This window comes from Streptomyces sp. NPDC102406, from assembly GCF_044765725.1.
In the GTDB taxonomy this organism is placed as follows: domain Bacteria; phylum Actinomycetota; class Actinomycetes; order Streptomycetales; family Streptomycetaceae; genus Streptomyces.
This window is the reverse complement of record NZ_JBIWKP010000003.1, coordinates 684587-705657: the sequence shown is the minus strand read 5'-3', so window position 1 is coordinate 705657 and position 21071 is coordinate 684587. Positions and strand designations below refer to the sequence as shown.

Below are 21071 nucleotides of genomic sequence, written 5' to 3'. Positions count from 1 at the left end.
CCGGGCACTCCGCCGCGGTCAGCAGCCGTCGTAGCCGGCCGTCGGCATCGACAGGCGGCGGTGGACGCGCGCCTTCATCTCCGTGTCGTACGACGGTTCCGCGAGACCCGCCGTCTCCAGGCGGACCCCGCGCCGCGCGCACTCCGCGGAGAACGCGTCCACCGAGCGGAGCGCCGCGCGCAGGACACGGTCGCAAGGGGCGACGAAGACATCGACCAGGCCCGCGTCGACGTCCCCCCACAGCACCTCGTGGTCGGGGCGTACGCCGTGCACGAGCAGTTCCCGGGTGATCACGTAGCCGCGCTCGGCGGCCCAGCGGGCGCACATCTGGTGCTGGCTGCGGGAGTCCACGAGGAAGGGGTCCGCGTCCAGTTCCTCCAGCGGCGTCAGGCTGGCGATCGCCGCGACCCGCACGGCGGCGTCCCCGTCCGGTGCGCCCATGGTGTCCCCTCTCACCTTCGCCCCACCTCACCCTCTCGGCGACGACCCTACCCCTGCACGTACGCTCAAGGCAGTCGCACGTAAGGAGGGCAACGGGTGCCGGTGGAGATCACCTGGTGGGGGCATGCCACCTGCACGATCGAGGACTCGGGCACCAGAGTCCTCACCGATCCGCTCTTCGCGCGGCGCCTGGCGCACCTGCGGCGCCGCCGCGGCGCCCCGCCGCCGCCCAGCGCCGCCCGCGCCGACGTGGTCCTCGTCTCCCATCTGCACGCCGACCATCTGCACCTGCCGTCGCTGGCCGGGCTCGCGCCCGGCACCCGGGTGCTGGTGCCGCGCGGCGCCGCCCGCTCCGTGCCGCGACTGCGCCGTCTGCGGAGCCTGGAGATCACCGAGGTCGAGCCCGGGGACGTCGTCGAGACCGGGAACGTCACCGTCAGGGCCGTGCACGCGGCGCACGACGGGCGACGGCTGCCGGTGGGCCCGCAGCGCTCCCCCGCGCTCGGCTACGTGGTCGGCGGCGAGGCCCGTACGTACTTCGCCGGTGACACCGGGCTGTTCGACGGCATGGCCGAGGCCGTCGGCGAGGTGGATGTCGCGCTGCTGCCGGTCGGTGGCTGGGGACCGCACCTCGGGCCGCACCACCTCGACGCGGCGCGGGCCGCCGAGGCACTGGTCAGGATCGCGCCGCGCAGCGCGGTGCCCGTGCACTACGGCACGTACTGGCCGATCGGGATGGACGCGGTGCGCCCGCACGAGTTCCACACGCCGGGCGAGGAGTTCGTCCGGCAGGCCGCGCTGCGCGCCCCCGACGTGGCGGTGCACTGTCTCGCCCACGGGGAGAGAGTCCGGCCGAAGGTGGCCCGCTGATGTTCGACGCCCTCGCGCAGGTGGTGCCGACCGAGTCGACCCAACAGGCCGCCGGCTACCCGACGTTGTTCCTCCTCGTCGCGGTCGGCGCGCTGGTCCCGGTGATCCCGACGGGCGCGCTCGTCAGCTCCGCGGCCGTCGTCGCCTTCCACCGGACGGCGCCGTTCTCGCTGCTGCTCCTGTTCGGAGTGGCCTCGCTCGCCGCGTTCCTCGGGGACATCGCCCTGTACTGGCTCGGGCGGCGCGGCATGCGGTCGGAGCACGGTTCGCGGTGGCTGGAGGCGCTGCGCTCCCGGGCCCCTCAGGAGCGTCTGGAGCAGGCGCAGGAGAAGCTCGCCGACCACGGCGTGATGGTCCTCGTGCTGTCGCGTCTTGTGCCCGCCGGGCGGATACCGGTGATGCTGGCGTGCCTGATGGCGAAGATGCCGCTGCGCCGCTTCGCCCGCGGGGACATCCCGGCGTGCCTCGCGTGGGCGGTGACGTACCAGATCATCGGGATCCTCGGCGGCTCCCTGTTCAAGGAGCCGTGGGAGGGCGTCGTCGCGGCCGTCGCGCTGACCGTGGTGGTCAGCGCGGCCCCCACGCTGTGGCGCAGGGTGCGGCGGCTGTCAGGCAGTCAGCACGCGTGACCCGCCGACCGGCAGGTCCCAGAGCGCGGCGCGCGGCAGCCCCGCCCGTTCCCAGGCGGCCCGCAGCCGGGTGAGCGGCTCCATGACGGGCTCCGCCGACAGCAGGAACGTGGCCCAGTGCATGGGCGCCATGGCGCGCGCGCCCACGTCCTGCGCGGCCCGCACCGCGTCCTCGGGGTCGCAGTGCACGTCGCGCAGCCACCAGCGCGGCTCGTAGGCGCCGATGGGCAGCAACGCCAGGTCGATGCCGGGGTGGCGGCGGCCGATCTCCGCGAACCAGCGGCCGTAGCCGGTGTCGCCCGCGAAGTAGATCCGCCGGCCGTCGCCGTCGGTGAGGACCCAGCCGCCCCACAGGGTGCGGCAGGTGTCGGTGAGCGAGCGCTTCGACCAGTGGTGCGCCGGGACGAAGTCGAAGCGGACGCCGCCCAGTTCGGCCGCCTCCCACCAGTCCAGCTCGGTGACGCGGGTGAAGCCGCGCCGGGTGAACCAGCGGCCGAGACCCGCCGGGACGAACACCGGGGTGGCGCGCGGCAGCCTGCGGAGGGTGGGCCAGTCCAGGTGGTCGTAGTGGTTGTGGCTGATGACGACGGCGTCGACGGGCGGCAGGGCGCTCCAGGCGACGCCGACCGGGGTGATGCGGGCCGGGGTGCCGAGGATCTTGCGGGACCACACCGGGTCGGTGAGGACGGTCAGGCCGCCGATGCGGATGACCCAGCTCGCGTGGCCCGCCCAGGTGACGGCGGCCGTGCGGGCGTCGACCTCGGGCAGCGGGCCGGGTTCGAACGGCAGGTTCGGGATGTCGACCAGGCCCTCGGGGCGCGGGCGCAGCGCGTTCTCGCGGGCGAACCGGGCGAAGGCGCGCAGCCCCGGCAGGGGCGCGGTCAGACGGTCGGCGAAGGACCGCGGCCAGCGGCGCGGCGGTGCTTCGGTGGTGCTTCCCCCGCCGAGCGGCCGCGGCTCGACGGGGGGTCTGCCGGACGCCGGGGCCTCGGCTCGCCGCGCTGTCGTCGGTTCGGACGCCTGGGTCATCGCTCGGACTCCCATCCTTCGCCTGCCGGTCCGTTGCCGTCGGTCCTCACCGGGCCCGCGTCGTCGCGGAGGTCGTCGAGGACCGACCCCACCCTGGTCAACAACCGCGCCACATGCGGCAATTCCAGGGGCTCCGGCGCGTGGAGAGACGCCCTGCGCTCGTCCTGGGTCGATCCGAGCAGCGGGCCTGTCGACAGACGGACGCGCAGCGCCGCCGGGTCGTCGCCGAACCGGTGGCCGCCGGGGGCGGCCATGCCGAGGCGCTCGGTGAGGTGGTCCTCCAGGTCCTGGGCGTCGGTGACCCCGCGGGCGGCGAGCGCCGGGCGCAGCGGGTCGAGGTCGACGTAGAGGTGGCGGCCCGACCGCGGGGGCAGGGCCAGGCCGCCACCGGCGAGCACGGTGCGGTACGCGGCCCCGGCCACCCGGGCGTGCAGCGCGGCGGCGGCCGTGCGCCGGTCGGCGACGGCCTCCGGTTCGGTCAGGACGTACGTCGCCGCGGCGGCGACCGGCGCCGCGAGGACGGCGCCGGTCGCGGTGAGGAAGTCCAGGACGCGGTCGGCGAGGCGGTCACCGTGCCCGGTTCGCGGGAAGCGCGCGCAGGCCGCGGGCAGCGACGGGGGCAGGTAGCCGCCGGTCAGGTCGGTGACGACCGTGACCTGGGCGGGGAACATCTCGGCGGGGCTGAACAGCACCGTGTCGCTGCCCGGGTGCAGCGTGTCGCGCCAGGTCTCGTCGCTGACCACGTGCAGGCCCTCCCCCGCGGCGGCCTCCACCGTCTCGTGCAGGACCTCGGGCGGTGGCACGGTCGCGGTCGGATCGTCGGCGACGGACAGGACGAGCAGCCGGGGGTCGCCGCCCTCGGCTCTGACCCGCCGGACGGTCTCCAGGAGCGCGTAGGGGTCGGGGACGCCGCCGCACTCGGCGGGCGTCGGCACGTGGAACACGTCGTGGCCCAGGAGGCGGGCCTGCGGCCCCCACCAGGCGGAGCAGGGGCGCGGTACGAGGACGTCGCCGCCGAGCGCCGCCGTCAGGGCGAGGAGCAGCGGGGCGCCGCCCGGGGCGGCGGCGATCCGGGCCCGGTCGTCGGTCAGGCCGCGGCGGTGCCAGTAGCCGCGGGCGGCTTCGAGGAGCGCGGCCGGTCCGCCGGGCGGCTCGGCGCACGGGCGTGCGGCGGCGCCGGCGACGACGCCCGCCAGTTCGGGCAGGACGGGCAGTCCCGGTTCGGGCAGCGGTGGTCCGTACCGCACCGGGCCGCGGCCTTGTGGTGCGGGTCCGCGCGCCTCGTGGGCCGGGTCCGCGCGGGATGCCCGGGCCGTGGGGTCCGATGGCCGCATGCTGCCTCCGTGCCGAGTGTGGTCGCCGTGCCGTCGCGGGTGCGCTGTTCCCAGCGTCACATCACCGCGGGCACCTGCGCGCGCCGTGCGGGTGCCGGGTGTGCACCTCTGCGGCTACCCGCGGGGACGGCCCGACAGACGTGTGACCTGGTACGGGCATTGCGCCGGACGGGTGAGGAGGGGCGTACCGGGGCCGGCGCGGGGCGGCGGGGGCCGGTGGTCAGGGGGTCAGCGCGGCGAACTCCCGCTCAAGACCGTGCCCGCGCCGCTCGACGACGGCATGGGCCACGTCGGCCAGCTTCCGGTTCGTGGTCTGCGAGATGCGGCGCAGCACGCCGAACGCGTCGCCGGGGTCGCAGCCCAGCACGTGCATGACGATGCCGCACGCCTGGTCGACCACGGGTCGCGTGCGCAGCGCCGTGCCCAGTTGGTCCAGCTCGGTCAGGGCCGCCTGGTAGGAGCGGTCCCGCGCCAGGCACGTGGCGGCCAGGTCGCCGAGGGCGCTGACCGGGCCGCGCGGGGCGTCGCGCAGGGCGTCGGCGTGGAAGCTGTAGAGGCTGAGGGTGACGGTGAGTCCGGCGTTGCGGAACGGCATGGTGACGCTGGAGCGCACCCCGGAGTCGAGTGCCAGGGCCCGGTAGCGCGGCCACCGCCCGTCCTTGAGCAGGTCGGCGGTGTCCACGGGGGTCCCGGCCTCCTCGGCCGTCGGGATGGGGCCCTCCCCGGAGCTGAGCTGCACGAGGGCCAGGGCGGCGAGGTCGGGGTGGGTCGCCGCGGACGTGCGGTCGCCGCCGCCGCCGGACGCGGTGGCCACGGCGCCGCAGCAGTCGGGCATGCAGTGGGCCGCGCCCTCGGCGAGTACGGAGAGGCGGCGGCTGGGAGGGGTGGCACCGGTGTCGTGCTCGCCGGTCCTCGCCCGCGCGTCGGAAGGTCGGGGCTGTCGCATCGGTCAACGCCTCCTCCTTCAGCGGGTTCCCCGGGCCGCCCCCGGAAAACGGGTGCGCAGGATAGGTTCTCGGCATGCCGCAGATGGATGCGTTCGGTGAGGAACTCGCGGACTTCGCCCGCCGGGTCGCCGAGCTGAAGGCCGCCCGGTCCGTCCCGGCCGAGGAACTGTCCGCCGTGCTCGACGCGGCGCTCTTCGAACTCGACCACGCGGTACGGGACCTGTGGCCGCGCCAGGAGGACCGGCGGGCCGTCGACCCGGGCGCGGGGCCCAGCCGGTCGGCCGCGGCCGACCGGCAGGAACAGCAGTTGTTGCGCGCCGTCTTCCAGCGGCTGCCGCTGCCGGTGGCCCTCGTCGACCGCGAGTCGGTCGTACGACGCCTGAACTTCGCCGCGACGACGCTCACCGGGGTCCGCACCGGGTACGCGACGGGCCGCCCGCTGACCGCCCTGTTCGCCCACGCCGACCGGGCCGCTCTGCGGTCGCAGGTCGCGGCGGTGGCGCGCGGCGAGGGCGACCGGGGGTTGACGCTGCATCTCCAGCAGAGTCCGCAGACGGCGATCCGTACGACGCTGACGGGTCTGCGCCCCGGCAGTGAGCGCCACACCACGGTCCTGGTCCTGCTGCGGCCCGAGGAGGACACGGCGCTGGTCGCGCCGCCGCGCGCGGGCGGGTCCGTGCCCGTGCCCGACCTCGCCGAGACGACGCACCACACGGCGCTGATGGATCTGGTCGACGTGATGGCCCGGGAGTTGATCGGGGCGCCCGCCGGGGATCCGGCCGAGGCACTGCGCCGCGCCGCGCGGGTGCTGCACGGGCGGTTCGCGGACTGGGTGATCGCGGACCTGGGCGCCGCCCGGCCGGTCCGTACGACCGTGCTCGGCGGCGACGCCGACGCGGTCCGGGACATCGCCGCGCAGGACCCCGCCGCGAGCCCCCTCGTCGTCGAGGCCGCTCGCGGCGGTTCACCGGCGCTGCTGGTCCGCCCGGAGGACGCGGGCGCGCTCGGCGAGGACGCGTGCGGCGCCCCCGTCCTGGTGCGGGCGGACGTCACGTCCCTGTTGTGCGTGCCGCTCGTCCCGGCCCCGGGCGAACCGGTCCAGGGCGTGCTCACCCTGTGCCGGTCCGCGGGCCGCCCGGCGTACTCCCTGGCGGAGGCCAGGGCGCTGGACGTGATCTCCCGTCACCTCGCGCTCGCCATGCGCAGGTGAGGGGCGCCGCCGCGGTCAGGCCGCGTCGGCCAGCACCTCGGCCCGCAGCCGGTGGCAGCACCGGGTGATGAGCCGGGACACGTGCATCTGGGAGATGCCGAGCTGTTCGGCGATGCGGCTCTGCGTCATGTCGCCGAAGAAGCGCATGTACAGGATCTGCCGCTCCCGCTCGGGCAGCGCGGCGATCCGCGGTTTGACGGCCTCCCGGTCGATGACCACGTCGAGCGCGGGGTCGGCGGCGCCGAGCGCGTCGGACAGCGAGTAGCCGTCGTCGCTGCCGGGCGTCTCCGCGTCGAGGGAGAGAGCCGTGAAGCTCTCCAGGGCCTCCAGGCCCGTGTGCACCTCGTCCTCCGTCAGGTTCGCGTGCTCGGCGATCTCGGCGGTGGTCGGGGCGCGCCCCGTGATGGTGCCGGCGAGTTCGTGCTGGGCGAACCGGACCCGGTTGCGCAGGTCCTGGACGCGGCGCGGCACATGCAGGGTCCACATGTGGTCGCGGAAGTGCCGCTTGATCTCACCGGTGACGGTGGGTACGGCGTAGCTCTCGAAGGCGTTGCCGAGCGACGGGTCGTAGCGGTCGACGGCCTTGACCAGGCCCATCGCGGCCACCTGGCGCAGGTCGTCGTAGGACTCACCGCGGTTGCGGAAACGACCGGCGAGCCGGTCGGCCATCGGCAGCCATGCCTCGACGACGTCGTGGCGCAGTTCGTCACGGGCCGGTCCGTCGGGCATGGCGGACAGTTTGGCGAACGCTTCGGCCGTGTCGGGTGCGTCGTCGTGCGGGTGGCGTCGGCCGGGCTTCGCCGGGTTCACGGGCGCGCTGGTAGGCGTACGCATGGATCGCAACTCCCCTGGAGGTGCATGGGGTTCGGTGGTCACCGTGGGAGTCACGCCTCGCTATGGCGTCGGACACACCCGGGGTGGATACCGAGCGGCATCTCTCCCACGGACGTGCCTCCAGTCCGAAGCACTTCACCTACGCCTGCCCCCCGACCGAGGGAGCAAACGCATAGGTCTCGGGGAGAGGGGTACTGCGGCCGGGCATGGTGTCCCCGCCCGGCGCGTCCCAGCAGGAAGGGCCCACGGCCATGGCCGATCTGGTGAGAGAAGTCATGACGCCGGGCGTGGTGGCGGTCCGCCCCGACGCGTCGCTCGTCGAGGCGGCCCAGCTCATGCGGGCGCAGGGCACGGGCGATGTCCTCGTGGCGGCGGACGGCCTTGTCGTCGGGGTCCTCACGGACCGGGACATCACGGTGCGGGCCGTCGCCGAGGGGGCGGATCCGCTGACCGTCAGCGCCGACGCGGTGTGCACGCCCCTGCGGGCGACGATAGGCCCCGACGAGGCGGTGTCCGCCGCGGTGGCGCTGATGCGGGCCCACGCGGTGCGGCGCCTGCCGGTGGTGGAGGGCGGGCGCACGGTGGGCACGGTGAGTCTCGGCGACCTCGTACGGCCGCGGGAGGCGTCCTAGCGCAGGCGCTCCACGCGGCGTTCGTCCCAGACCGGCTCCGGGGTCTCGCGGACGCGGCCGTCCGTGCCGAAGACCAGGTAGCGGTCGAAGGAGCGGGCGAACCAGCGGTCGTGAGTGACCGCGAGGACCGTGCCGTCGAAGGACTCCAGGCCCTCCTGGAGCGCCTCGGCCGACTCCAGGTCGAGGTTGTCCGTCGGCTCGTCCAGGAGCAGGGCTGTGGCTCCTTCGAGCTCCAGGAGCAGGATCTGGAAGCGGGCCTGCTGGCCGCCCGAGAGGCGCTCGAACTTCTGCTCGGCTTGCGCCGTGAGTTCGTAGCGTCGCAGCCGGGACATCGCGGCGCCCTTGTCCTTGGCGTGGTCGCGCCAGAGGATGTCGAGGAGCGTGCGGCCCTGGAGCTCGGGGTGGGCGTGGGTCTGGGCGAAGTGGCCGGGGACCACGCGGGCGCCCAGCTTCCACCGGCCGCTGTGCGCCACCGACTCGTCCCCGGCGAGCAGCCGCAGGAAGTGGGACTTGCCCGAGCCGTTGGAGCCGAGGACGGCGACGCGCTCGCCGTAGAACACCTCCAGGTCGAACGGTTTCATCAGGCCGGTCAGTTCCAGCCCCTCGCAGGTGACGGCCCGCACCCCGGTCCGGCCGCCCTTGAGCCGCATCGTGATGTCCTGCTCGCGCGGTGGCTCGGGCGGCGGCCCGGCCTCCTCGAACTTGCGCAGCCGGGTCTGCGCGGCGGCGTACCGGGACGCCAGCTCATGGCTGACGGAGGCCGCCTGCCGCAGGCTCACCACGAGCTTCTTCAACTGCGCGTGCTTCTCGTCCCAGCGGCGGCGCAGCTCCTCGAACCGGGCGAAGCGCTCACGGCGGGCCTCGTGGTACGTGGCGAAGCCGCCGCCGTGCACCCAGGCGTCGGCACCGCCGGCGGCCGGCTCGACGCTGATGATCTTCTCGGCGGAGCGGGCGAGCAGTTCGCGGTCGTGGGAGACGAACAGCACGGTCTTGCGGGTCTCGCGGAGCCTCTCCTCCAGCCAGCGCTTGCCCGGTACGTCGAGGTAGTTGTCCGGCTCGTCCAGGAGCAGGACCTCGTCGCCGCCGCGCAGCAGCGCTTCGAGGACGAGCCGCTTCTGCTCACCGCCGGAGAGCGTGCGCACCTCGCGGAACTGCGCCTTGTCGTAGGGGACGCCGAGCGCGGCCGTCGTGCACATGTCCCACAGCGTCTCCGCCTCGTAGCCCTGCGCCTCGGCCCAGTCGGAGAGGGCCTGCGCGTACGCCATCTGCGCGGCCTCGTCGTCGACGGTCAGGATCGCGTGCTCGGCCTTGTCGACGGCCTCCGCGGCCTCGCGGATGCGCGGCGGCGCCACGGAGACGAGCAGGTCGCGCACGGTCGTCCCGTCGCGTACGGAGCCCACGAACTGGCGCATCACCCCGAGGCCGCCGCTGACGGTGACGGAGCCGCCGTGCGGCTGGAGCTCGCCGGAGATCAGCCGCAGCAGGGTCGTCTTGCCCGCCCCGTTCGGACCGACCAGGGCCACGACGGCGCCCTCGCCGACGCGGAAGGAGACATCACCGAGCAGCGCCCGCCCGTCCGGCAGGTGGTACTCGAGGTGCGCAGCTTCCAGATGTCCCATGGTTGCGCATTGTTCACGCCCGTGCGGGTGACGGGCAAACCATTAGGGGGCGCGGACCTGGGTGCGGGGCCCGGCCCGGGGTAGTCGTCGTGGCATGTGTGCCGACTTCGACGTCTCCAAGCTGCCGGCAGCCGCGGAAGAAGCGCCCCGGCCCGGCCCCTCCCTGCGCGGCCGGCTGGCCGCGCTCGACATGCGGTTGTTCGAATCCGCGGCCGGGGCGCGCTGGCCCGGCGCCGAACGGATCCTGCCCGGCCTGAGCCGCGCCGCCAACCACGGTGTGCTGTGGTTCGCGGTGGGCGGCGCCCTGGCGGCGACGGGTTCGCCGCGGGCCCGCCGCGCCGCGATGCGGGGTGTGGCCTCGCTGGCCCTGGCCTCCGCCACGATCAACACGCTCGGGAAGCGGTCGGTGCGCCGGTCGCGGCCCGCGCTCGACGCGGTGCCGATGGTGCGCCGGCTGAAGCGGCAGCCGTTCACGACGTCGTTCCCGTCGGGGCACGCGGCCTCGGCGGCGGCGTTCGCGACGGGGGTGGCGCTCGAGTCGCGCGGCTGGGGCGCGGCGATCGCGCCGGTGGCGTTCTCGGTGGCGGCCTCCCGCGTGTACACGGGCGCGCACTTCCCCGGTGACGTGGTCGCGGGCGCGGCGCTCGGGGTGGGCGCCGCGTTCGCCGTCCGCGGGCTGGTCCCGACCCGCCACCAGATGCCCTCGCCGGGGCGTCCGCTGGTCGACGACGTACCGGCGCTGCCGGACGGCGAGGGCCTGGTGATGGTGGTGAACACCCAGGCCGGTACCCCGGAGAGGGTGCGGGTGCTGCGGGACGCGCTGCCGCTGGCCGAGTTCGTGGAGTGCGAGGGGGCCGAGATCCCCGACGCGCTGGAGAAGGCGGCGGCCGGTGCCCGCGCGCTCGGCATCTCCGGCGGCGACGGTTCGGTGAACACGGCCGCACGGGTGGCGCTGCGGCACGGGCTGCCGCTCGCGGTGCTGCCCGGCGGCACACTGAACCACTTCGCGTACGACCTGGGCATCGAGGACGCGGGCGACCTCGTGCGGGCCGTCATCGGCGGCGACGCGGTCGCGGTCGACGTCGGCCGGTTCCGCTCGGGCCGGGCGTCCGGCATCTTCCTCAACACGTTCAGCCTGGGCGCCTACCCGGAGCTCGTGCGCGAGCGCGAGCGCTGGTCGGGGCGGATCGGCGGACGGCTCGCCGATGTCGTCGGGGCGGTGCACGTGCTGCGCCGCGATCACCCGCTGGAGGTCGAACTGCACGGCGAGAAGCGGCCGTTGTGGCTGCTGTTCGCCGGCAACTGCACCTACCGGCGGATGGGCCTGACGGCGGGCAGGCGCGCGGATCTCGCCGACGGGCTCCTGGACGTGCGTACCGTCAGCGGCGGTCGGCTGCCCGGGGTGCGGCTGCTCGCGGCGGCCCTGTCGGGCCCGCTGTCCCGCTCCCCGTTCCACGCGGCGACCCGGCTCACGCAGTTGCACATCGACGGTGTGTCGCCGGGCACGCCGCTCGCGTACGACGGTGAAGTCATCGAGTGCGAGGGGAAGTTGACGATCGACAAGCAGCACGAGGCGCTGCGCGTGTACCGGCCGCCGACCATACTGTGACGCCCTCCGGGCCACACACCCCTCGGTCCACATCGTAAGACGGGTATCTCAGCATCCGGCCGCCCGGCGTACGGTGACGGTCACGCCCGGCGCCACCGCCCCGGGCGTGATGCCGCACCGTGAAGGGGATCGGGCCATGTCACAGGAGACCGCCGTGTACACCCACGGCCACCACGAGTCCGTACTGCGTTCGCACACCTGGCGCACCGCCGCCAACTCGGCGGGCTACCTGCTCGGCTCGCTCAAGCCGCACATGAAGATCCTGGACATCGGCTGCGGCCCCGGCACGATCACCGCCGACCTGGCCGCCCTGGTCCCCGACGGCCAGGTCATCGGCGCCGACCACGCCCCCGGCATCCTGGACACGGCACGGGCCACGGCGGCCGAACGGGGACTGGCCAACGTCGAGTTCACGACCGCGGACGTGCACGCGCTGGACTGGCCGGACGACACGTTCTGCGTGGTGCACGCCCACCAGGTCCTGCAACACGTCGGCGATCCGGTGCAGGCGCTGCGCGAGATGCGCCGCGTCACCAAGCCGGGCGGCATCATCGCCGTCCGCGACTCCGACTACGCGGCGATGACCTGGTACCCGCCGTCGCCCGGCATCAGTGACTGGCTGGACCTCTACCGGCGGGTCGCCCGCGCCAACGGCGGCGAACCGGACGCCGGACGCCACCTGAAGTCCTGGGCGCTGGAAGCGGGGTTCGCGGCGGCGGACATCACGTCCACGGCCGGTACGTGGTGCTACGCGACGCCGGACGAGATCGCCTGGTGGAGCGGGCTGTGGGCGGACCGCACCGTCGCCTCCGCCTACGCCGACCGCGCGACGCAGGGCGGCCACGCGAGCGCCGGGCAGCTCGCGGCCGTCTCCGAGGCGTGGCGGGAGTGGGGCACGCACGAGGACGCGTGGTTCACGGTCCTGCACGGCGAGCTCCTGTGCCGCAAGCGGTCGCGCGCCGACGCCGCCTGAGCGGCACGACGGACGGCCTGTCGCCTTCGCGACAGGCCGTCCGTCGTCAACGGGCCCCGGTCAGCCGGTCCCGCCCTGCGTGCGCGGCTCCTCCAGTTCGTCCAGGCGCCTGCGCAACTCCGCGTTCTCGCGCGCGAGTTCCTTGCGCCGGGCGCCCGACGACAGGGACGGATCGTCCTCCCACCAGTCGATGCCCATCTCCTTCGCCTTGTCGACCGACGCGACGATGAGACGCAGCTTGATCGTGACCAGCTCGATGTCGAGGAGGTTGATGCGGATGTCGCCCGCGATGATGATGCCTTTGTCCAGGACGCGTTCCAGGATGTCGGCGAGGTTGGCCCCGCCGCCGCCCTGGTAGGGCTGGGGCACGCGGCTGGCGGTGGTCATCGACGGGCCCGGCCGGCGGCGGCCGGTGCGGGCTCCTCCGCCTCGTCCCGCTCGTCCTCTTCCTCGTACGCCTCATGCTCATCGGGCTCGTCATGCTCGTCGGGCTCGTCGGGCGTGTCCTCGTACTCACCCTCGTCCGCGTCCGCGTCCGCGTCGTCGGTCTCGGCCTCGTAATCGTCCTCGTACTCGCCCTCGCCTTGGTCCTCGGCGTCGGCGTCGGCGTCGTCGGCGGCGGCTTCCTGGGAGGCTCCCTCGCTCTCGCTCTCGTACGCGTCATCCGACGGTTTGTCCTGGGCCTCCTGCTCCTGCTCGCGCTCCTCCTCTTCCTGCTCCACGGCGTCCTCATGGCTCAGGACGACCTCGCCGTCCCGGATCTCGCCGCGCCAGCCGTCGCTCGCCTCGCCCCGCAGCGTCACGAAGCGGGCGAAGTGCTTGAGGTCGAGACGGGCCCTGCGTCCCTGGGCGCGCCAGATGTTGCCCGTCTTCTCGAACAGGCCCTTGGGGTAGTACTCGATGATCAGCAGGACCCGGGTGAGGCGGTCGGCCAGCGGGTGGAAGGTGATGACGCCCTTCGTCGTGCCCTTGGCGCCCTCGGACGTCCACTGGATGCGTTCGTCCGGCAGTTGCTCAGTTGTGTGCGCCTTCCAGCTCCGGTTGGACCAGAAGATCTTCATCTGCCAGTCGGAGGTGACGTCGTCGGCGCGGTTCGCGTTCTTGACGCCCTTCGCGAAGGTGCTGAACTCCTGGTACTGCGTCCACTGGTCGTACGCGGTCCGCAGGTCGACGCCGACATCGACGAACTCCATGATCACCGTGGGCTTCTGGCCCGCGCCGCCCTTGCGCTTGCCCTTGCCACCGAGGTTCTTGAAGGCCCCGACGACGTTGTCCTTCAGGCGGCCCGCGCCCAGCTCGACCGCGCTGCGCACCGGGCCCTTGCCCTCGGCCAGTTTGCGGCCGCCGTCGAGCGCGAGCTTGGCGAAGCCCGGGCTGTTGCCCTCGGCGATGTCGGTCAGTTTGTTCGTGGTCTCGCCGAGTTTGCGGCCCGTCCCCACGAGGATGCGCTCAAGCTGCGCCGCCACGTAGCTCTGGAACTCGGCCTTGAGATGGTCGGCGGCCTCGCTCTTGGCTATGCCGCCGAGTGCCTTGGTCGGGGAGTCAGCCACGTCCACGGCCCCCCTTCGCGCCGCGCGTCGCGCTGCTCGCGGTCTTCTTGGCGGTGCGGGGCGCCCGCGCGGTGCCCGACTTGGCGCCGCCGGTCGCCTTGCCGTTGTCCGTGCTCTTCGCGGCGGTCTTCCTGGCGGGCGTCTTCTTCGCCGCGGCCGTCCTGGCGGTGCCGGACTTGTCGCCCGTGGCGGTCTTGCGGGCCGTGGCGGTGCGCCGGTTCGACGACGACTTCCCGCTCCGCGCACTCCTGCCGTTCTCGTCGCGGCCCTCACCCCGGGTCTCTTCACGGGCCTCGCCGTCGTTCTCCCCGGCGGCCTCGCGGTCGTCGTGGTCGTCGTCGTCCGCGTCGCGCTCGTCCTCGTACGCCCCGTCGTCCGTGTCGGCGTTCTCGTCCTCGTCGCGGCGTTTGCGGCCCGGGACGAGACCCGTCGCCCGCTCCCCCGCGTCCCGCACGTCCCCGGCGTCGGGGGCGACGCCGGAGATGCGGTCCTGCACCCCTTGCGTCCGCGAGTGCAGCCGCCCGGCCAGGCCCTCGATCTGGCGCTCCACGAGCGCGCCCGTCGCGGCCGTGCCGACGCCGCGCAGGTCCTGCCTGAGCTGGCCGCCGAGCTCCTTGAACTGCGGGTTCTTCTCCAACTGCGTGCTGACCAGTTCGGCCAGCGCGCGGGGGCTCAACTTCAGCCGCTTGCCCGCCACCATCGTGCCGACGGCGAACGCCAGCTTCATCTTCTTCGTACGTCCGAGGACGTAGCCGGCCCCTACCGCGAGGCCGAGAGCTGCTCGGTTCACTTTCCCTCCACCCGGTCGAGGAGCTGGTCCTCGCTACGGTCGATGTCTGCTGCTTCGGTTGCTCCGTGCCGGACCGCCGCCCACGTCACTCCGTGCCGACGGGGGCCGAGGGCCCCGGCTCCACGAAGCTGTACGGCGGGAGCGGTCCGTTGACCTTGAGTTCGAGGTGCGCGTGCTCGCGGCGTGCCGTCTCGACCGCGGCGAGGAAGTGCTCGGCGGACTTCCTGTCGACCAGGAACGAGAGGTTGGCGAGCCAGCCGGTGCTCTCCGGCGCCGCCGACACCGCCTCCGCCGCCGGTTCCAGGAGCTGTCGCAGCGCGACCGCGTCCTGGGCCTCGCGGGCCTGCACCGCCGCCACGACCATCTCGCCGAGCCGCAGCTTCTCCGCGTGACTGCCGCCGCCCGCCTGCCTGTTGGCCTCGGTCAGGGTGCGGACCTCGGCGTTCTCGGCCATCACCCGGTGCAGTACGGCCTCTTCGTCGTGCTGCGCCTTGACGTTGTACTCGACCTTGCCGTCGAGCGCCCGCAGCCGCTCCAGGTAGTGCTCGGCGCGCTCGGCCAGCACCGTCGAGACGGCCTCGTCGTCGGGGGCGAGGCTGCCGAACCGCATGGGGAGCACCGCTCCGCCGCCGCCCGCCTCGGCGAGCACGTTCTGGTGGGCGAGGAGGTCACGCCGCTTGGGCCGCAGGTCCTCGGGGGCGTCGCTGACGATCGCGGTCAGCGCCCCCGCCTCCACGAGCCGGACCTTGCGCGGTGGTTCGCCGATGCCCTCCATGCCGTCGGGCAGAGCGGGGTGGTCGGCGCTCGCGATGCCGTAGACGTACGTGCTGCTCATTCCTGCTCCTCCTTGCGGCGGCTCGGGGCGCGGCGGGCGCGCTGCGGTTCGGACCGGCCTTCCTCACGTGCCTGGCCGAAGGCGCCCGAAAGCGTCTCGGCGGCGCCGGACAGCGCGCCCTTCGCCTTGTTCCCGGAGCCGGAACCGCTCTTGGAGTCCGACTCGTCCGAGCCGCCGAGGAGGTCGGGCAGGCCGGGGCTGCGGTTGGGTCCTGCCTCCAGGTCGAGCCGGTTGCAGGCCTCGGCGAAGCGGAGGTAGGTGTCGACGCTGGCGACGACCACCCGGATGTCGATCTTCAAGATCTCGATGCCGACCAGCGAGACGCGGACGAACGCGTCGATGACGAGTCCGCGGTCAAGCACGAGTTCGAGCACGTCGTACAGGCCGCTCGTGCCGCCACCGCCACCTGATTGCTGTGCAGGGACAACGGTCATGGGTACTGTCCTCCTCTGTGCGTGTACGGCGCGGAACGACCGGGCGGGCCCCGGGCTAGGCTCCGCGCGGCTCCGCCCGCCCCCGCACGTATCGGCGGAGGCGCCGGTAGCCGGTGAGCACGCCCTGGGGGTCCAGCCTCACCTGGTAGCTCCCCAGCAGGTCCGTGGTGTCGGGGACCCGGGCCACTTCGAGCACGTCGATCTCCAACTCCCAGCCGTGTTCGGTCCGTTGGAAGGACGACACGGTTTCTGCCGTCGATCCGGTGAGCTCCGCGAGCTGGGCGCGTGCCATGCCGAGCAGCCGCGCGGGGCTCGGCACGTCTCCCTCCTCGGGGGTCGTGCCGCGGCCGGTCGCACCGTCCTCATCGCTCTTCTGCTTAGCCTTGTCCGTCATGGCAGTCTCGGCCTCCGAGTCACCGCTCAGACCTTCGCCAAACCTTCAACTCCCGTTACATGTGCGGAGATTGTGCGGACACCCGGTCGTGGGCTCAGGGCGCGATGTCCTGTTCCACGAGCAGGGCGACCCCGGCGACGATGCTCGCCGCGTCGATCCCCGCCGCCCGCAGTTGCTCCTGGGGCGTGGCCGACCCCGGCATCGGACGGACGGCGAGCCGGACCAGCCGCGGCGTGGGGGCACCGTCGTCGAAGGCCTCGGCCACGGCGTCCCCGAGGCCGCCCTGCGGCCGGTGGTCCTCCACGGTGACCAGGCAGCCGGTGGCCGCCGCGGCCTCGCGCAGGGTGCGCCGGTCGACCGGCTTCACCGAGTACAGGTCGATGACGCGGACCGGGACACCGGCGTCCGCCAGTTCGTCGGCGGCGCGCAGCGCCTCGTGCACGGTGACACCGGCGGCGACGACGGTGACGCGGTCGTCGGGGCCGGAGCGCAGCACCTTGCTGCCGCCCACCGGGAACTCCTCGCCCGGCGGATAGATCACGGGTGTCTTGCCCCGCGACGTCCGCAGGTACCGGATGCCGGTCGAGTCGGCCATGGAGGCGACCAGCCGGGCGGTCTGGTTGGCGTCGCAGGGGTGGAGGACGGTCGAACCGTGCACGGCGCGGAACATCGCCAGGTCCTCCAGGCCCATCTGCGAGGGCCCGTCCTCCCCGATGGCGACACCGGCGTGCGAGCCGACCAGGTTGATCCCGGCGCCGCTGACGGCGGCCATCCGGACGAAGTCGTGGGCGCGGGTCAGGAACGCCGCGAACGTGGACGCGTACGGGAGCCAGCCGCGTGCCGCGAGGCCGACGCTCGTCGCGACGAGCTGCTGCTCGGCGATGTAGCACTCGACGTACCGCTCGGGGTGTTCCTTCGCGAAGTACTCGGCGCGCGTCGAGTCGCCGACCTCCCCGTCGAGGGCGACGACGTCGCCGCGTGCGGTGCCGAGGGCGGTGAGTGCCCGGCCGTAGGCGTCGCGGGTGGCGACCTCCTCGCCGGTCTCCCAGCGGGGCAGGTCGAGACGGCCGCTGCGCACGGCGTGCAGGGCCCGCGCGGCGGGCGGTGGCGCCACCTCGACGCGGACGCCCCGGTCGCCGCCCAGCTCCTCGATCGCCTCGTCGGGGTCGGGCAGCGGCTTGCCGTGCAGGCCCTCCCGGTCCTCGACGGCGGCGACGCCCTTGCCCTTGAGCGTGCGCGCGAGGACGGCGGTGGGCTGCCCGGCGGTGTCGCGGGCCTCGGCGTACGCGCGGTCGACGGCCGCCACATCGTGTCCGTCGACCTCGATCGTGTGCCAGCCGAACGCCCGGAAGCGGCGCGCGTACGCGTCGAGGTCGTGGCCGTGCCGGGTGGGTCCGCGCTGGCCGAGCCGGTTGACGTCGACGGTCACGGTGAGGTTGTCGAGGTGTTCGAACCCGGCGTGTTCGGCGGCCTCCCACACGGATCCCTCGGCGAGTTCGCTGTCGCCGCACAGGACGTGGACGCGGTGGTCGACCCGGTCCAGGCGCTTGCCCGCCAGGGCGATGCCGACGCCGACGGGCAGGCCCTGGCCGAGCGATCCGGTGGCCGTCTCGACCCACGGCAGGCGCTGCGGCGTCGGGTGCCCTTCGAGGCGGCTGCCCGCCCTGCGGAAGGTCAGCAGTTCCGCGTCGTCGATGACACCGGCCGCCTTGTAGGCGGCGTAGAGCAGCGGTGAGGCGTGGCCCTTGGAGAGGACGAACCGGTCGTTGCCGGGGTGGGCGGGCCGGTCGAAGTCGTAGCGGAAGTGGCGGGCGAGCAGTACGGCCATCAGGTCGGCGGCGGACATCGACGAGGTCGGGTGGCCGGAGTCGGCGGCTGCCGCGGCGCGCACCGCGTCGACCCTCAACTGCTGGGCGAGTGCGCGTATGTCGTCGTCGGTGGGGGTGGTGGTGGTCACGGGGTGTACCTCCTTGTGGACGGCGCCCGCGCGGGAGCTCAGGGCGCCCGGGTCGGCGGGGGTCCGGCGGGCATCGGCGGCGCCGTGGGCACGGACGGCTTGCCGGGGCGCGCGGCCCGGCGCAGGGCGTAGGCGGCGACGCCGAGGACCACGGCGACGACCAGGGCCGCGCCCCAGTCCGGCATGGAGAGGGCGAGCGCCAGGCCGAGGGCGAGGGCCACCGCGGCGCCCGCGTAGAGCGCGGCGGTGGCCGCTCCCGCGTACAGCGTCGCCGTGCGCTTCCTCTTGCGGGCGCTCTCGCGCACGGCCTCGGTCAGTTCGGCCCGCAGCGCCTCGCGGACGGCCCGGGTCACCTGGCCGGTCAGTTCCTCGCTCATTCGCTGGTCGATGCGTTCCATGGCGCCCCGGGTACCCGGGCGGCGCCCCGGGTAACGAACGGGCGCGTCGCCACCGCTCCCGCGCCCGCGGCCCGGTGAAGCGATCACGCCGCGGCGCCTCGTCAACTAGGCTTTCCCGCATGGAGATCCTGGGCACCACGCTGCGCATCTGCGTCGAGGACCTGGAGTCCTCGGTGACGTTCTACGAACAGCTCACGGGCAGCCGGGCGCTGCGCTTCGAACGCGGCGGGGTCTCGGTCGCCGCCGTCGGCTGCTTCCTCCTGATGAGCGGTCCCGAGCAGGAGCTGGAGGTGCTGCGCAAGGTGTCCGCGACGATCGCCGTGCGCGACGTGGACGAGGCCCACACGGTTCTGACGGCGTCCGGCGCGAAGGTTCTCGCGGGCCCGGTCCCGACCCCGGCGGGCCGCAACCTCATCGCCCTCCACCCCGACGGCGCGGTCTTCGAGTACGTGGACCGGCAGGCGCCCGCGGAGTCCTGAGGGGCCCCGCGTCCGCGCGTCGCCCCCCGACCGGTCCTCAGTCGCCGCGGGCGCCTTGAGCCGGGGAGCGCATACGGAAGTCGTACCGGGCCGGCAGGGGCTCACCGGGGGCGATCCGTGCCCACATCTCGCCGATGACCTCCGCGCCCTCCCGCAGGTCCGCGACCTCGAAACCCGCCTCGAACACCGCGCGGGCGGACTCCGTCTCCCCCTCGGCGAGCAGCAGTTGGGCTTCCAGCAGCCGGAACCGGCCGCGCTCCCGGGTGCTCGCGTGGACCCTGTCCCAGACCCGCCGCGCGTCCGCGACCCGGTCCACCGCGAGCAGCGCCTCGATCGCCTCGCGGCCGAGGGCGGCCGTCGCGGCCACCCACGCCTCGCCCTCGTCCCGGCGCTCCGCGCACAGGTCGTCGAAGGCCGCGGTGTACCGGTCGGCGGCCCGCTCCCGGTGCCCGTCCGTCGCGTCGGCCACCGCCAGGCAGCGCAGGAACGGCCAGTCGGACGCGGCGAGTTCGAGCCCGCGCTCCCAGCTCCGCACGGCCTGCGCCCGGTCCCCCGCATGCCACTGCGCCACGCCCAGGTGGTACTCGGACAGCGGCCGGGCCGCCGCCGTCTCCAGCATGTCCCGCCACGCACGGGAGACCAGGGTGGGGCCGGGCGCGCCGACCCGCCGCGGTTCCGGGAACAGCCCCGTCTCCAGCAGCTCCCGCCACGGTTCCTGCTCCGCGCCGAGCGTCGACTCGTCGAAGGGGGTGCCCGTCGGTTTCCAGCCCGTGCGCAGCACTTCGAGGGCGCCCCAGCCGGAGCCGGTGGCGAGCCGCTGCCCGGGTTCGGTGTCGGCGTGCGGCAACCACGCCTCGTACGCCGCCTCGACCGCGGCGCGCGGCAGGGCACGCTCCAGGCGTCCCTCGACCTCGTCGACGACGGCGCTCCAGTCGCCCGTGGAGTGCACGGCCTCCGTGGTGGCGGACAGCGGCCCGTACGCCTCCAGCCAGCTCATCTCGCCCTGTGCCTCAAGCCGCAGGTGTTCCAGTTGGGTGCGGGCGAGCCCTGCCTGGATCTCGGCGTAGCCGCCGGTGCCGGGTTCGGTCAGCCAGTCCTGCCAGCGCCGTCCGCCGCTTCCGGTCCCCCACAGGAACAGCTTCCGGCCGCGCAGCACATCGGTCGAGGTCTGCACGAGCCCGTGTCCGGCCTGGTCGAGCGCGGCGATCCAGCGGCGCCGCCCGTCCTCGACCTCGTAGAAGTAGTCGGCGGCGAACTCGCTGTTCAGCGGGTACGTGCGGTCGGCCCCGTCATACTCCGGCACGGGCACCCGGCGCAGGGCCCGCTCGTAGCCGTAGTGCCATGCCTCGCGGGCGGGCGCGATCACCCGGCGTTCCTCGGGCACGGCGGTGTTGGACCACCAGTACAGCGGGGCGGCCTTCTCGTGCGGGTTGCGGACGCGTACGCCGACGTGGAGGAAGTCGGAGCCCTCCGGCAGCCACAGGTCGACCTGGAAGGGCAGGTCGCGCAGCCGCTCCCATTCCCACAGGCGCAGCATCTGGGTGCCGTCGGGCGCCGTGACGCGGGCGGCGTGCAGGGGTGCGCAGGACAGGGTGGAGTGGCCGGTGGCGCCGATGTTCCATTCGATGCCGCCGGAGAACCAGGCGCCGTTGAGCGCGAACGCGGCGGGCTGCAACACCGGGTTGCGGTAGAGGAGTTCCCGTTCGGTCGGCTTGTGGAACAGGGAGGCGACCCGGCCGCCGAGTCCGGGCAGGACGGTCGCCCGTACCCGGTCGTTCTCCAGGACGATCGCGTCGAGGTCGAGGGGTGTCCGGTCCCGCCCGTACCCGTCGAGGATCCGCGCGGGGAGCACGCTGCGCAGCACCCCGTGGCCGAGCTGCCGAGCCATGTCCAGCGGCAGGCCCTCCCTGGCACGCTCGTCGAGTTCGTGCACCTGGCGCAGGGGCCGCAGCGGGGCCAGCGGGTTCACCGGGCCGAGCTCGGCCCCCGGCAGGGTCAGTACCTCACGTCGTACGACGGTCATGGCGCCTCCCGATGCCCCGGGGGACGCGGCCCGCCCCCGATGACCATGGAACATCGCCGCCGCGGAGCTGACCAGGGGCTGCCC

22 protein-coding genes are annotated in these 21071 nt (G+C 74.0%); 7 read left to right on the top strand and 15 right to left on the bottom strand.

The annotated features are described in order from the left end of the window. Positions 1-18: 18 nt before the first annotated feature. Positions 19-441 (bottom strand): hypothetical protein, encoded by a 423-nt coding sequence (locus tag ACIRF8_RS17145; protein ID WP_404215559.1) that lies wholly within the window; start codon positions 439-441, stop codon positions 19-21. A 96-nt stretch (positions 442-537) separates the two neighbouring features. Between ACIRF8_RS17145 and ACIRF8_RS17140 the strand changes: the two genes are divergently transcribed. Next, positions 538-1311 (top strand): MBL fold metallo-hydrolase, encoded by a 774-nt coding sequence (locus tag ACIRF8_RS17140; protein ID WP_404215557.1) that lies wholly within the window; start codon positions 538-540, stop codon positions 1309-1311. Next, positions 1311-1940: a DedA family protein gene (locus tag ACIRF8_RS17135; RefSeq protein ID WP_404215555.1), complete on the top strand. Its 630-nt coding sequence runs from the start codon at positions 1311-1313 to the stop codon at positions 1938-1940. Before ACIRF8_RS17140 ends, ACIRF8_RS17135 begins: the two co-directional genes overlap by 1 nt. Here the strand turns inward: ACIRF8_RS17135 and ACIRF8_RS17130 are convergent. The 3 genes from ACIRF8_RS17130 to ACIRF8_RS17120 all read right to left on the bottom strand — a co-directional run bounded on the left by ACIRF8_RS17130 (position 1920) and on the right by ACIRF8_RS17120 (position 5249). After that, positions 1920-2969 (bottom strand): MBL fold metallo-hydrolase, encoded by a 1050-nt coding sequence (locus tag ACIRF8_RS17130; protein WP_404215553.1) that lies wholly within the window; start codon positions 2967-2969, stop codon positions 1920-1922. The two genes, ACIRF8_RS17135 and ACIRF8_RS17130, sit on opposite strands and share 21 nt — an antisense overlap. Then, complete coding sequence (locus tag ACIRF8_RS17125; protein ID WP_404215552.1) at positions 2966-4303, bottom strand: aminotransferase class I/II-fold pyridoxal phosphate-dependent enzyme; 1338 nt, start codon at positions 4301-4303, stop codon at positions 2966-2968. Before ACIRF8_RS17125 ends, ACIRF8_RS17130 begins: the two co-directional genes overlap by 4 nt. Before the next feature lie 220 nt (positions 4304-4523). Beyond that, a complete protein-coding gene (locus ACIRF8_RS17120; RefSeq protein WP_404215550.1) occupies positions 4524-5249 on the bottom strand; it encodes an ANTAR domain-containing response regulator in 726 nt (241 codons plus the stop codon). Between the two features lie 74 nt (positions 5250-5323). Between ACIRF8_RS17120 and ACIRF8_RS17115 the strand changes: the two genes are divergently transcribed. Then, complete coding sequence (locus ACIRF8_RS17115) at positions 5324-6460, top strand: PAS domain-containing protein (protein ID WP_404215548.1); 1137 nt, start codon at positions 5324-5326, stop codon at positions 6458-6460. 15 nt (positions 6461-6475) lie between these two features. Here ACIRF8_RS17115 and ACIRF8_RS17110 read toward each other — a convergent pair whose 3' ends face one another. Next, positions 6476-7294: an RNA polymerase sigma factor SigF gene (locus tag ACIRF8_RS17110; RefSeq protein ID WP_404215545.1), complete on the bottom strand. Its 819-nt coding sequence runs from the start codon at positions 7292-7294 to the stop codon at positions 6476-6478. Between the two features lie 251 nt (positions 7295-7545). Between ACIRF8_RS17110 and ACIRF8_RS17105 the strand changes: the two genes are divergently transcribed. Beyond that, entirely contained in the window at positions 7546-7926 is a 381-nt protein-coding gene (locus ACIRF8_RS17105; RefSeq protein WP_404215923.1) for a CBS domain-containing protein, read from the top strand. On the opposite strand, the gene ACIRF8_RS17100 is transcribed toward ACIRF8_RS17105, so the two are convergent. Further along, positions 7923-9545 (bottom strand): ABC-F family ATP-binding cassette domain-containing protein, encoded by a 1623-nt coding sequence (locus tag ACIRF8_RS17100; protein WP_404215544.1) that lies wholly within the window; start codon positions 9543-9545, stop codon positions 7923-7925. The two genes, ACIRF8_RS17105 and ACIRF8_RS17100, sit on opposite strands and share 4 nt — an antisense overlap. A gap of 94 nt (positions 9546-9639) precedes the next feature. On the opposite strand from ACIRF8_RS17100, the gene ACIRF8_RS17095 reads away from it, so the two are divergent. Both ACIRF8_RS17095 and ACIRF8_RS17090 read left to right on the top strand, forming a co-directional pair. Further along, complete coding sequence (locus ACIRF8_RS17095) at positions 9640-11154, top strand: bifunctional phosphatase PAP2/diacylglycerol kinase family protein (protein ID WP_404215542.1); 1515 nt, start codon at positions 9640-9642, stop codon at positions 11152-11154. 136 nt (positions 11155-11290) lie between these two features. Next, complete coding sequence (locus ACIRF8_RS17090) at positions 11291-12127, top strand: class I SAM-dependent methyltransferase (RefSeq protein WP_404215540.1); 837 nt, start codon at positions 11291-11293, stop codon at positions 12125-12127. A 60-nt stretch (positions 12128-12187) separates the two neighbouring features. On the opposite strand, the gene ACIRF8_RS17085 is transcribed toward ACIRF8_RS17090, so the two are convergent. The 8 genes from ACIRF8_RS17085 to ACIRF8_RS17050 form a co-directional block, all read right to left on the bottom strand. Further along, entirely contained in the window at positions 12188-12514 is a 327-nt protein-coding gene (locus ACIRF8_RS17085; protein WP_404215538.1) for a gas vesicle protein, read from the bottom strand. Then, complete coding sequence (locus tag ACIRF8_RS17080) at positions 12511-13683, bottom strand: SRPBCC family protein (protein WP_404215536.1); 1173 nt, start codon at positions 13681-13683, stop codon at positions 12511-12513. Before ACIRF8_RS17080 ends, ACIRF8_RS17085 begins: the two co-directional genes overlap by 4 nt. After that, entirely contained in the window at positions 13670-14467 is a 798-nt protein-coding gene (locus tag ACIRF8_RS17075) for a DNA primase (RefSeq protein ID WP_404215534.1), read from the bottom strand. Before ACIRF8_RS17075 ends, ACIRF8_RS17080 begins: the two co-directional genes overlap by 14 nt. Before the next feature lie 85 nt (positions 14468-14552). After that, the gene (locus tag ACIRF8_RS17070; protein WP_404215532.1) at positions 14553-15302 is read right to left on the bottom strand and encodes a GvpL/GvpF family gas vesicle protein; all 750 of its coding nucleotides are present in this window, start codon (positions 15300-15302) and stop codon (positions 14553-14555) included. Next, the gene (locus ACIRF8_RS17065; RefSeq protein ID WP_404215530.1) at positions 15299-15736 is read right to left on the bottom strand and encodes a gas vesicle structural protein GvpA; all 438 of its coding nucleotides are present in this window, start codon (positions 15734-15736) and stop codon (positions 15299-15301) included. Before ACIRF8_RS17065 ends, ACIRF8_RS17070 begins: the two co-directional genes overlap by 4 nt. Positions 15737-15791: 55 nt before the next feature. After that, positions 15792-16130 (bottom strand): gas vesicle protein GvpO, encoded by a 339-nt coding sequence (gene gvpO, locus ACIRF8_RS17060; RefSeq protein WP_404215528.1) that lies wholly within the window; start codon positions 16128-16130, stop codon positions 15792-15794. A gap of 94 nt (positions 16131-16224) precedes the next feature. Next, positions 16225-18087: a transketolase gene (locus ACIRF8_RS17055; RefSeq protein WP_404215526.1), complete on the bottom strand. Its 1863-nt coding sequence runs from the start codon at positions 18085-18087 to the stop codon at positions 16225-16227. A 38-nt stretch (positions 18088-18125) separates the two neighbouring features. Then, the gene (locus ACIRF8_RS17050) at positions 18126-18485 is read right to left on the bottom strand and encodes a phage holin family protein (protein ID WP_404215524.1); all 360 of its coding nucleotides are present in this window, start codon (positions 18483-18485) and stop codon (positions 18126-18128) included. A gap of 119 nt (positions 18486-18604) precedes the next feature. On the opposite strand from ACIRF8_RS17050, the gene ACIRF8_RS17045 reads away from it, so the two are divergent. Then, the gene (locus ACIRF8_RS17045) at positions 18605-18964 is read left to right on the top strand and encodes a VOC family protein (RefSeq protein WP_404215522.1); all 360 of its coding nucleotides are present in this window, start codon (positions 18605-18607) and stop codon (positions 18962-18964) included. 37 nt (positions 18965-19001) lie between these two features. On the opposite strand, the gene ACIRF8_RS17040 is transcribed toward ACIRF8_RS17045, so the two are convergent. Next, positions 19002-20987 (bottom strand): DUF5107 domain-containing protein, encoded by a 1986-nt coding sequence (locus ACIRF8_RS17040; protein ID WP_404215520.1) that lies wholly within the window; start codon positions 20985-20987, stop codon positions 19002-19004. Positions 20988-21071: the final 84 nt, after the last annotated feature.

What these genes read in the sequence shown, in the direction of transcription:
- ACIRF8_RS17145 (WP_404215559.1), bottom strand. Translation starts at nt 441, where the DNA reads ATGGGCGCACCGGACGGGGACGCCGCCGTGCGGGTCGCGGCGATCGCC.
- ACIRF8_RS17135 (WP_404215555.1), top strand. Translation starts at nt 1,311, where the DNA reads ATGTTCGACGCCCTCGCGCAGGTGGTGCCGACCGAGTCGACCCAACAG.
- ACIRF8_RS17130 (WP_404215553.1), bottom strand. Translation starts at nt 2,969, where the DNA reads ATGACCCAGGCGTCCGAACCGACGACAGCGCGGCGAGCCGAGGCCCCG.
- ACIRF8_RS17125 (WP_404215552.1), bottom strand. Translation starts at nt 4,303, where the DNA reads ATGCGGCCATCGGACCCCACGGCCCGGGCATCCCGCGCGGACCCGGCC.
- ACIRF8_RS17120 (WP_404215550.1), bottom strand. Translation starts at nt 5,249, where the DNA reads ATGCGACAGCCCCGACCTTCCGACGCGCGGGCGAGGACCGGCGAGCAC.
- ACIRF8_RS17115 (WP_404215548.1), top strand. Translation starts at nt 5,324, where the DNA reads ATGCCGCAGATGGATGCGTTCGGTGAGGAACTCGCGGACTTCGCCCGC.
- ACIRF8_RS17110 (WP_404215545.1), bottom strand. Translation starts at nt 7,294, where the DNA reads ATGCGTACGCCTACCAGCGCGCCCGTGAACCCGGCGAAGCCCGGCCGA.
- ACIRF8_RS17105 (WP_404215923.1), top strand. Translation starts at nt 7,546, where the DNA reads ATGGCCGATCTGGTGAGAGAAGTCATGACGCCGGGCGTGGTGGCGGTC.
- ACIRF8_RS17100 (WP_404215544.1), bottom strand. Translation starts at nt 9,545, where the DNA reads ATGGGACATCTGGAAGCTGCGCACCTCGAGTACCACCTGCCGGACGGG.
- ACIRF8_RS17095 (WP_404215542.1), top strand. Translation starts at nt 9,640, where the DNA reads ATGTGTGCCGACTTCGACGTCTCCAAGCTGCCGGCAGCCGCGGAAGAA.
- ACIRF8_RS17090 (WP_404215540.1), top strand. Translation starts at nt 11,291, where the DNA reads ATGTCACAGGAGACCGCCGTGTACACCCACGGCCACCACGAGTCCGTA.
- ACIRF8_RS17085 (WP_404215538.1), bottom strand. Translation starts at nt 12,514, where the DNA reads ATGACCACCGCCAGCCGCGTGCCCCAGCCCTACCAGGGCGGCGGCGGG.
- ACIRF8_RS17070 (WP_404215532.1), bottom strand. Translation starts at nt 15,302, where the DNA reads ATGAGCAGCACGTACGTCTACGGCATCGCGAGCGCCGACCACCCCGCT.
- ACIRF8_RS17065 (WP_404215530.1), bottom strand. Translation starts at nt 15,736, where the DNA reads ATGACCGTTGTCCCTGCACAGCAATCAGGTGGCGGTGGCGGCACGAGC.
- gvpO (WP_404215528.1), bottom strand. Translation starts at nt 16,130, where the DNA reads ATGACGGACAAGGCTAAGCAGAAGAGCGATGAGGACGGTGCGACCGGC.
- ACIRF8_RS17050 (WP_404215524.1), bottom strand. Translation starts at nt 18,485, where the DNA reads ATGGAACGCATCGACCAGCGAATGAGCGAGGAACTGACCGGCCAGGTG.
- ACIRF8_RS17045 (WP_404215522.1), top strand. Translation starts at nt 18,605, where the DNA reads ATGGAGATCCTGGGCACCACGCTGCGCATCTGCGTCGAGGACCTGGAG.
- ACIRF8_RS17040 (WP_404215520.1), bottom strand. Translation starts at nt 20,987, where the DNA reads ATGACCGTCGTACGACGTGAGGTACTGACCCTGCCGGGGGCCGAGCTC.